General features: G+C 36.1%; 3 protein-coding genes. All 3 read left to right on the top strand.

Features of this window, described 5'->3' with window-relative positions; genetic code table 11:
* The coding region (locus ACTJIW_RS23725; protein WP_440718453.1) for a glucosamine-6-phosphate deaminase at positions 1 to 1,617 on the top strand (1,617 nt) is incomplete at its 5' end.
* 157 nt (positions 1,618 to 1,774) lie between these two features.
* Positions 1,775 to 3,841, top strand: coding sequence for a beta-N-acetylhexosaminidase (locus tag ACTJIW_RS23720; RefSeq protein WP_440715832.1), 2,067 nt, complete (start codon positions 1,775 to 1,777; stop codon positions 3,839 to 3,841).
* 464 nt (positions 3,842 to 4,305) lie between these two features.
* Entirely contained in the window at positions 4,306 to 9,042 is a 4,737-nt protein-coding gene (chiA, locus tag ACTJIW_RS23715; RefSeq protein ID WP_440715831.1) for a T9SS-translocated chitinase ChiA, read from the top strand.
* The last annotated feature ends 183 nt before the right edge of the window (positions 9,043 to 9,225 follow it).

Below are 9,225 nucleotides of genomic sequence, written 5' to 3'. Positions count from 1 at the left end.
AGCTATCATTATTTCATGCATCAGCATCTTTTTAATCATATTGATATTAAACCTGAAAATGTAAATATTCCTGATGGAACAATTGCTTTAGAACAATTAAATCAATACTGTATTGATTATGAATTGAAAATCAAACAAGCAGGCGGACTTGATTTTCAATTGCTTGGAATTGGCCGTACAGGACACGTTGGTTTCAACGAGCCTGGATCGCACATTAATTCAGGAACCAGAATTATTACTCTGGATCATATTACAAGAGTAGACGCTTCATCTGACTTTAACGGAATCGACAACGTCCCGAAAAGAGCCATCACGATGGGAGTTTCTACCATTATGAGATCAAAAAGAATTGTATTAATGGCTTGGGGACAAAACAAAGCAGATATCATCAAAAGAACCATTCAGGGAGATATCAGCTCAGAAGTTCCGGCTACATTTCTGCAGAATCATCCAAACGCTACTTTCGTTCTGGATCAGTCAGCAGCATCAGAATTAACACGCTTTAAAACACCTTGGCTGGTTGGCGAATGCATCTGGACACAGGAATTGAAAAGCAAAGCAATTGTATGGTTATGCCAGAAAACCAAACAATCTATTTTAAAACTGACAGACCGTGATTACAACAATAACGGAATGTCTGATTTACTGGCACAGGAAGGTTCTGCTTATGATATGAACATCAATATGTTCAATATTTTGCAGCATACCATTACAGGCTGGCCGGGAGGAAAACCAAACACAGATGATTCACACCGTCCAGAAAGAGCCAATCCTGCTAAAAAACGAGTTATCCTGTTTAGTCCGCATCCAGATGATGACGTGATTTCGATGGGAGGAACTTTTTCAAAATTGATAAAACAAGGCCATGATGTACATGTTGTATATCAAACCTCAGGAAATATTGCCGTAACTGATGATGAGGCGTTGAAATTTGCAGAAGTATGCAACGATTTTGTTGGTGCTGATCTTCCAAAAGACATCAACTTCAAATCCGTAATTGAATTTTTGAATAATAAATCAGAAAATCAGATTGATTCTCTTGAAGTTCGAAAACTAAAAGGATTAATCAGAAGAAGAGAATCTTACGCGGCCACAAGATACATTGGACTAAAAGATGAAAATACACACTTTTTAGATCTTCCGTTTTATGAAACTGGACAGGTTAAAAAGAATCCGCTGGGTCAGGAAGATATCGAAATTGTAAAAGAAATCATTGCCAGAATAAAACCGCATCAGGTTTTTGCAGCAGGAGATTTGGCAGATCCGCACGGAACACATGAAGTATGTCTGAATGCGATTTTTGCTGCCATGAAAGAATTGAAACCAGAAAAGTACATGGACGACTGCTGGCTATGGTTATACAGAGGTGCGTGGCACGAATGGGATATCCACGAAATTGATATGGCAGTACCGCTTTCGCCATCGGAAGTATTGCTAAAACGCCATGCAATCTTATACCACCAATCTCAAAAAGACAGAGTAATGTTTCAGGGAAATGATTCAAGAGAATTTTGGGTTAGAGCCGAAGACCGAAATAAAAATACTGCGATTCTGTATGATGAATTAGGATTGGCAGAATATGAAGCTATTGAAGCTTTTAAACGTTTTGACTATTAAAGTTGTTTTAAAACCGATTCGGGTGAGAGCGAATCAAATTTCAAAATTCAGTTTGACCTCGCTATAGGTGAGGTAAAGCAGAAGTCATTCTGAGTTTTGTTTTTTATCTAATTTCTAAAGATGCTTTTTTAGAAGTATCGAACCAAAAAAAAATAAAATGAAATATCTATTTGTACTACTATTAGCAGGTGTAACGGCAAATGCTCAAATGCAAAAAGAACAGCTGAACCTTATGCCCTGGCCTCAAAATGTTGTCGTAAACGACGGAAATTTTACATTAACTAAAAACTTTAAAGTAAATATTTCTGGAAATCCTGATTCAAGGATTTTTGGAGGAGTAACTCGTTTTTTACGCCGATTAGATGGTAGAACAGGTATTTTTTTTGAACAAGGTTTTATTACCAAACTTAATGAGTTTCCAAATGCAGAATTACAGATTAACTGTACTAAAAATGGAAAAATAGGTTTATATGAAGATGAAAGCTACAGCTTAGATGTTAAAGCAAACAAAATTACAATTAATGCAACCAGCGATTTAGGAGCTTTACATGGACTGGAAACGTTATTGCAGCTGCTTCAAAACGACAGCAAAAAATTCTATTTCCCTGTTTCTCAAATCTCAGACTTTCCAAGATTTACCTGGAGAGGTTTAATGCTTGATGCTTCGAGACATTTTCAGCCGGTAGATGTAGTGAAAAGAAATCTGGATGCATTGGCAGCAATGAAAATGAATGTTTTCCACTGGCATTTAGTAGACGATCAAGGCTGGAGAATTGAAACTAAAAAACATCCAAAACTAATAGAACTGGCTTCGGATGGATTATATTACACACAAGAGGAAATTAGAAATATCGTAAAATATGCCGATGAGCGCGGTATTTTAATTGTTCCGGAAATAGACGTTCCGGGTCATGGATCTGCAATACTTACTGCTTACCCTGAAATTGGAAGCAAAGTGATTACATTGACCGGAGGAACTTCTGAAAAAAATATTCAAGGTACGGCAATCTCTACCTATGGAATTGAAAGAAATGCAGGTATATTTTCGCCTACATTAGATCCTTCAAATCCTAAAACGTATAAAATATTAAGTGAACTTTTTGATGAGGTATGCCCGTTATTTCCCGGAGCTTATTTTCACATTGGGGGTGACGAAAATGAAGGGAAAGACTGGGATGCCAATCCAAAAATCCAGGAGTTCAAGAAAAAACATAATTTAAAAACCAACCATGAACTGCAGACTTATTTTACTATGCAGTTAGCCCCAATGCTTAAAAAACATGGTAAACAATTAATGGGATGGGAAGAAATTTTAACCAAAGATCTTTCTAAAGAAGCAATTGTACATTCATGGAGAGGTCCAAATGAAGGAATGGTTGCAGGACAATCATTAGTGGATGCAGTTAAAAAAGGTTACAAAACAGTATTATCAAACGGATTTTATATTGATTTAATGTATCCAGTAGCAAGTCATTATTTAAATGATCCTATGCCAAAAGGAGCCGATTTATCTGCAGAAGAAAAAGCAAGAATTTTGGGTGGAGAAGCTACAATGTGGACAGAACTTGCTACGCCGGAAACATTTGATTCAAGAGTTTGGCCAAGAACAGCAGCAATTGCAGAAAGATTATGGTCTGCTGAGAATATTACAGATGTTGCTAATATGCGTAAACGTCTTGAAAGTGTATCATTTAGATTAGAAGAATTAGGATTAACACATATAAAAAACAAAGCCGTAATTCTTAGAAACATTGCGAATAACCAGAATATTAAATCTGTAAATGAGTTTACAAATGTTTGTGAACCATTAAAAGGATATACAAGAAATAAAGGAGGAACTGAATATCAAATGTATTCTCCGTTTACACTTTTTGCAGATGCCTGCACTCCGGATGCAAAAGATTCTCTGGCTTTTGATGAAGCCGTGAGCCAATATCTGGCAAATAAATCAGCAGATAACAAAGCAAAAGTGGCAGCATTTTTCAATAAATGGATTGCAGTTAATAAAGGATTAGTTGAATTAAGTGCCAATGCGCCTTTAGTACAGCCAATTCTGCCTTTATCTAAAAAATTAAGCGACGCATCACAAGAATTGCTGCTTGTATTAGATAATAAATCGACTTTAAAAACAGCCGATTTAAAAAGCTTAATCGAACAATGTAATACAAAAGATCATGCTGACGTAGAGTTGTCAGTTTATGAAAGTTTAAAGAAACTAATTTAGAATTTTGGTTGAGTTAGTGTTTAGTAGTTACCATTCATTTAGTCTTTAATTATCTCTGCCGAATTCCCCGGTAGAGATAGTTATGGCTATCATTCCTGAAACAAACAGCACGTAACAAAATCAAATAGTAAAATATAAGCCTTGAAAATAATTATTAACCCTTAAAAACCAAATAAAAGAATACAATAAAACATGACAAAACGAGAGTATAGATTGATGATTAGTCCCAAATTTATCATTTGTATTTACGATTAATTTTTAGAATTATAAATAAATATCAATCACTGCTATTTACTAATGATTATGAATGAATCAGAAATAGTAATATTTATCTATAGAATGTAATTTGAGTTTATTTCCAATCGACAGCAGCCTTCCAACCTGCAGTTGAGCGAAACCCGGAAGTTTTTTTAAAACTTCTGCGGCCCAATTATTTATTTTCTATTAACCAATATTTATTAATTATGAAACATTATTACAGATTACTCTTTTTGTTATTGTTTCCCTTACTCGCGTCGGCGCAGCCAGCCCACGGGAAAAAAGTAGTGGGGTATTATGCGCAATGGTCTATCTATGCAAGGGATTTTAACGTCCCAAAGATTGACGGAAGTAAATTGACGCATTTAAATTATTCTTTTTATGGGACAACTTATGATCCTGCCCATCCGGAGAATACAAAATTAAAATGTTTGGATACCTATGCCGATTTTGAGCATATGGAAGGCGGAATTCCGTGGGATGCTCCGGTAAAAGGAAACTTTTATGATTTAATGAAGCTTAAACAAAAGTACCCGCACTTAAAAATTTTAATATCTGTAGGAGGCTGGACAAAAGGCCAGGATCTTTCTCCAATTGCCGCCAGTCCGGCAGCAAGAGCTGCATTAGCCGCAGATATGGCAAATTTCATTGTGACTTATCCGTTTATTGATGGTTTCGACATTGACTGGGAATATCCTCTTTCTGGCGGAACAGACGGAACAGAAATAGTAAATGGAATGCCGGTTCCTCCACAAAAATACAGTCCTGATGACAACAAAAATCTGGTGCTTTTATTAAAAGCCATGCGTCAGGCAATGCCAAATAAACTGGTTACTATTGCGGCAGGAAACAATGTTAGAAATGTTTCTAAACAATATTTGGGACCAAACAACAGAGCACAGTACGGAATGACTGAAGATATTTCAACGTATTGTGATTATATCACGTATTTCGGATATGATTTTGGCGGTAACTGGTACGATAAAACCTGCTACAATGCGCCTTTATATGCCAGCGGAAACCCAAATGATCCGTTGTATGGAGCGACACAATCAGAATCATTAGACGAATTAACAAATCAATATTTAAACGTAATTGGTTTCCCTGCTAATAAGTTAATTATGGGACTTCCTTTTTACGGAAAAAAATTCGATAACGTTGCTGTAAATTCAACAAACGGATTGTTTGTTGCGGCGCCGAGATATATAGTTCCGGGATGTACAAATCCACAAAACCCAACAGGAACATGGGATGGTTCTGGAGCTTGTGAAAAATCAGGAAGTATCGAAATCTGCGATTTAGTCGGAAATCCGGTTACCAATTCACACGCTTATCTGGATCCAAATACTATGATGGTAACTCCGTCTGCAGCTTCGGCTGGATGGGTTCGTTATTTTGATAATACGACTAAAGTTCCTTATTTATACAACTCGACTTTAAAACAGTTTATTTCTTATGAAGATAAACAGTCAATGGATTTAAAAGTTCAGTATATAAAATCGAGAAATCTGGCCGGAGGTATGATTTGGGAATTATCTCAGGATACCAGAGGTTCAATTCCTAATTCATTATTAAACCAGGTTGATACTTCTTTTGGAAGCGTTGTTCCGGGTACAGTAAGTATTTCTGGTTCTGTAAAAAACGGATCAGCTTTAGTTACAGATGTTACAGTTGAATTACGAAATGCAGGTAATGCTGTTATTCAAACAGTGGTTTCTGCTAACGGAAATTTTGCATTCAATAATTTAACTTCAGGCCAAAATTATAGCTTAACGGCTTTAAAAGCCACTTATACATTTACGCCTGTAACTTTAGTAAATGTTACAGTAAACCAGACAGCAGTTGTTATTAACGGAACTCAGCCAACGTATACCGTTAGCGGAACAGTTCTTGACGGATCAACTCCGGTTTCGGGCGTAACTGTTACGGCAGTTTCAGGAAGTACAACATTAACAGCAGTTTCAAATGCAAGCGGTGTTTACAGCATTGCAGGTTTAACAGCTGGGTTAAATTTTACTGTTACAGCTGCAAAATCAGGATTCTCTTATGCTCCGGCTTCAACAGTTTATAGTGCAATCGATTCAAACAAAACTTTGAATTTTACTCAAGGTGCTCCGGTTGTTAATTATACTGTAAGCGGTACGGTTTTAAATAGTACAGCTCCAGTTTCTGGTGTAACTGTAACAGCTTCTTTTACAGGAGGAAGTTATGCAGCGGTTACAAATGCCAGCGGTGCATATTCGCTTAGTCTTCCTTCGGGCGGTAATTATACAGTAACAGCTGCTTTAACAGGACAGACCTTTACTCCGGCTTCTACAGTGTATTCTAATTTGAATGCCAACAAAACATTGAATTTTGCACAAGATGTTGTAGTAAGCACAAGTAAAATCAGCGGAACAGTTAAAAACGGAACAAACCCTGTGGCAGGTGCAAAAGTAGAACTGGTTTTACCATGGACAGATAACACGCACAATTGGAAAAGTGTTATTGCAACAACAGATGCACAAGGAAAATACAGTTTTGACAATTCAGTTATAGCAGGTTATACAACAGTTACAAGTTTGAAATTAAATTCTTGGGAGAATGGAGAAGTAGCGTATTACCCAAATAATCTGGCAAACTTTGCAGTTCCTGCAAATCCAACAGTTTACAACTTTAATACAAGTTCTACAGCAAAATCAGCATTGGCTGCAGCCGCAAACTTAATCAGCGGTACTGTTAAAAACGGAACAACTCCGGTTGCTGGTGCAAAAGTAGAAATCGTTTTGCCTTGGACAGATAATACACATAACTGGAAAAGTGTTTTAGCAACAACAGATGCATCAGGAAATTACAGCTTTGATAATTCAGTTGTAGCAGGTTATACACAAATTTTAAGTTTGAAATTAAATGGATGGGAAAATGGTGATGTGACTTATTATCCAAATAACTTAGCCAACTTTGCGGTTCCAACAACGCCAACGGTTTATAATTTTAATAGACAAGCGGTAGTTGCGACTAAACCAGTTGTTACCATTACAGCGCCGACAGCTTCGGCAATTGCTATAAATTTAGGATCAGCAATTAATTTTGTTGCCAATGTTGGATTAAGTGCTGTTGATGCTACTACAATTTCATCAGTTGTATTTAGTTTAGACGGGCAAAGCTTAAGTGCGGCCAATTCTTCAGGAACTTATACAGCAGCTTGGACACCAGCAGCAAATCAGTTTTCGCTTCCTCATACCTTAACCGTTACAGCTACAGCATCAAACGGAACAACAGATTCAAAAACGTATAGTTTTACATTAACTTGTTCTGGTGCAAGCTGCCCAAATGCATTACCTGTAATTACTTGGAATTCACCATCAAATACTACAGTATACCAAAATACTTTCCAAGTTGTGCCAATTTCAGTTACAGCTGTTGACAGTGACGGAACTGTTTCTGGTGTTACCATTACAATAAATGGAGGCACATTTAATATGACAGCAGGTACAAATAATACTTATACGTATAATTTCACGCCATCTGCTTATCAGGATTATCCAGTTGTAATTAAAGCAACCGATAATAAATCGGGTGTAACTACATTAAACAATACTATCAAAATTGCGACAGTAAGCACTAATAGATTCATCCCGCTTCCTTCTAAAATTATTTTAGGATATGCACATTCTTGGGAAAATGCTGGTGCTCCATTTTTATATTTTTCTCAAATGGTAGGAAGTAAGTTTAACGTAGTAGATTATTCTTTTGTTGAAACAGTTAATCGTGATGGTTATACACCAATATTAACTACAAATGACACTAGATATTTAACCAATGGCGTTTTCAACAAGCAATTATTGAAAAACGATATAAAATCCTTAAGAGACAGCGGCGTTCCTGTTATTGTTTCTATTGGAGGTCAGAATGGTCATGTTGTTTTAGACAATGTAACTCAAAAAAATATTTTTGTTAATGGTCTAAAAGCAATTATTGACGAGTATCAATTTGACGGAGTTGATATTGATTTTGAAGGCGGATCGATGAATTTTAATGCAGGAGGTTTAAGAGATATTTCTTATGCGGGTATTTCTGCTTATCCAAGATTAAAAAATGTAGTAGATGCTTTTAAAGAATTAAAAGCCTACTATGGCCCTGGATTTTTATTAACTGCTGCTCCGGAAACACAATATGTACAAGGAGGTTATACTACTTATACTGATACGTTTGGTTCTTTCCTGCCAATTATTCAAAACTTACGTAATGAATTAGACTTGTTAGCGGTACAATTGTATAACACAGGAGGAGAAAACGGACTAGATGGCCAATATTATGGTACAGCTAAAAAATCAAACATGGTAACAGCCCTGACAGATATGGTGATAAAAGGATATAACATTGCTTCAACAGGAATGCGTTTTGATGGGTTGCCGGCTTCAAAAGTTCTTATTGCATTACCAGCGTGTCCAAGTGCAGCAGGAAGTGGTTATTTAACACCAACAGAAGGAATTAATGCGATGCATTATTTAAGAACCGGAACCACTTTTTCTGGAAGAACATATACTATGCAGCCAGGCGGACCATATCCTTCTCTGAGAGGTTTAATGACTTGGTCTGTAAACTGGGATGCTTCTTCTTGCGGTAATTCATCTGAATTGTCTAAAGCTTATGCCGCTTATTTTGCATCACAAACAGCAGCAAAAACATTGGTTCTTGATGATATTTCTGCAAAAAGCAATGCAACGATAGCTTATTTTAAAAACAATGCATTATCTGTTACAAACGAAAACGAAGACATTGCTCAGGTTGATGTATTCAATGTTTTAGGACAAAACTTAGTAAGTCACAGAAATGTTCAAAACAATAAAGAAGTACTGCTTCACAATCAAAGTTTCTCATCTAAACAATTGTTTTTAGTTGTGGTAACAGACAAAGCAGGAAACAAAAAATCATTTAAAGTAATGAACTTTTTAAACTAATAAATGATTGAAAATTTAGAAATAAAAAGATGGGACGGTTAAAATTGAGTTTGGTTATTTATTTTTTAGCTGATTTTTATTTCGAACAAATGCGGCTTTAGGTAATTTGTTATTTGGTTTTTGCCTAAGGATGCGCATTATGAACCTGACAGTTTTTACTGTCAGGTTTTTTTTATGGTTAAA

Origin of the sequence: Flavobacterium sp. 22659, assembly GCF_052044235.1 — a bacterium.
GTDB lineage: Bacteria > Bacteroidota > Bacteroidia > Flavobacteriales > Flavobacteriaceae > Flavobacterium > Flavobacterium johnsoniae.
This window is presented reverse-complemented; position numbering and strand designations above follow the sequence as displayed.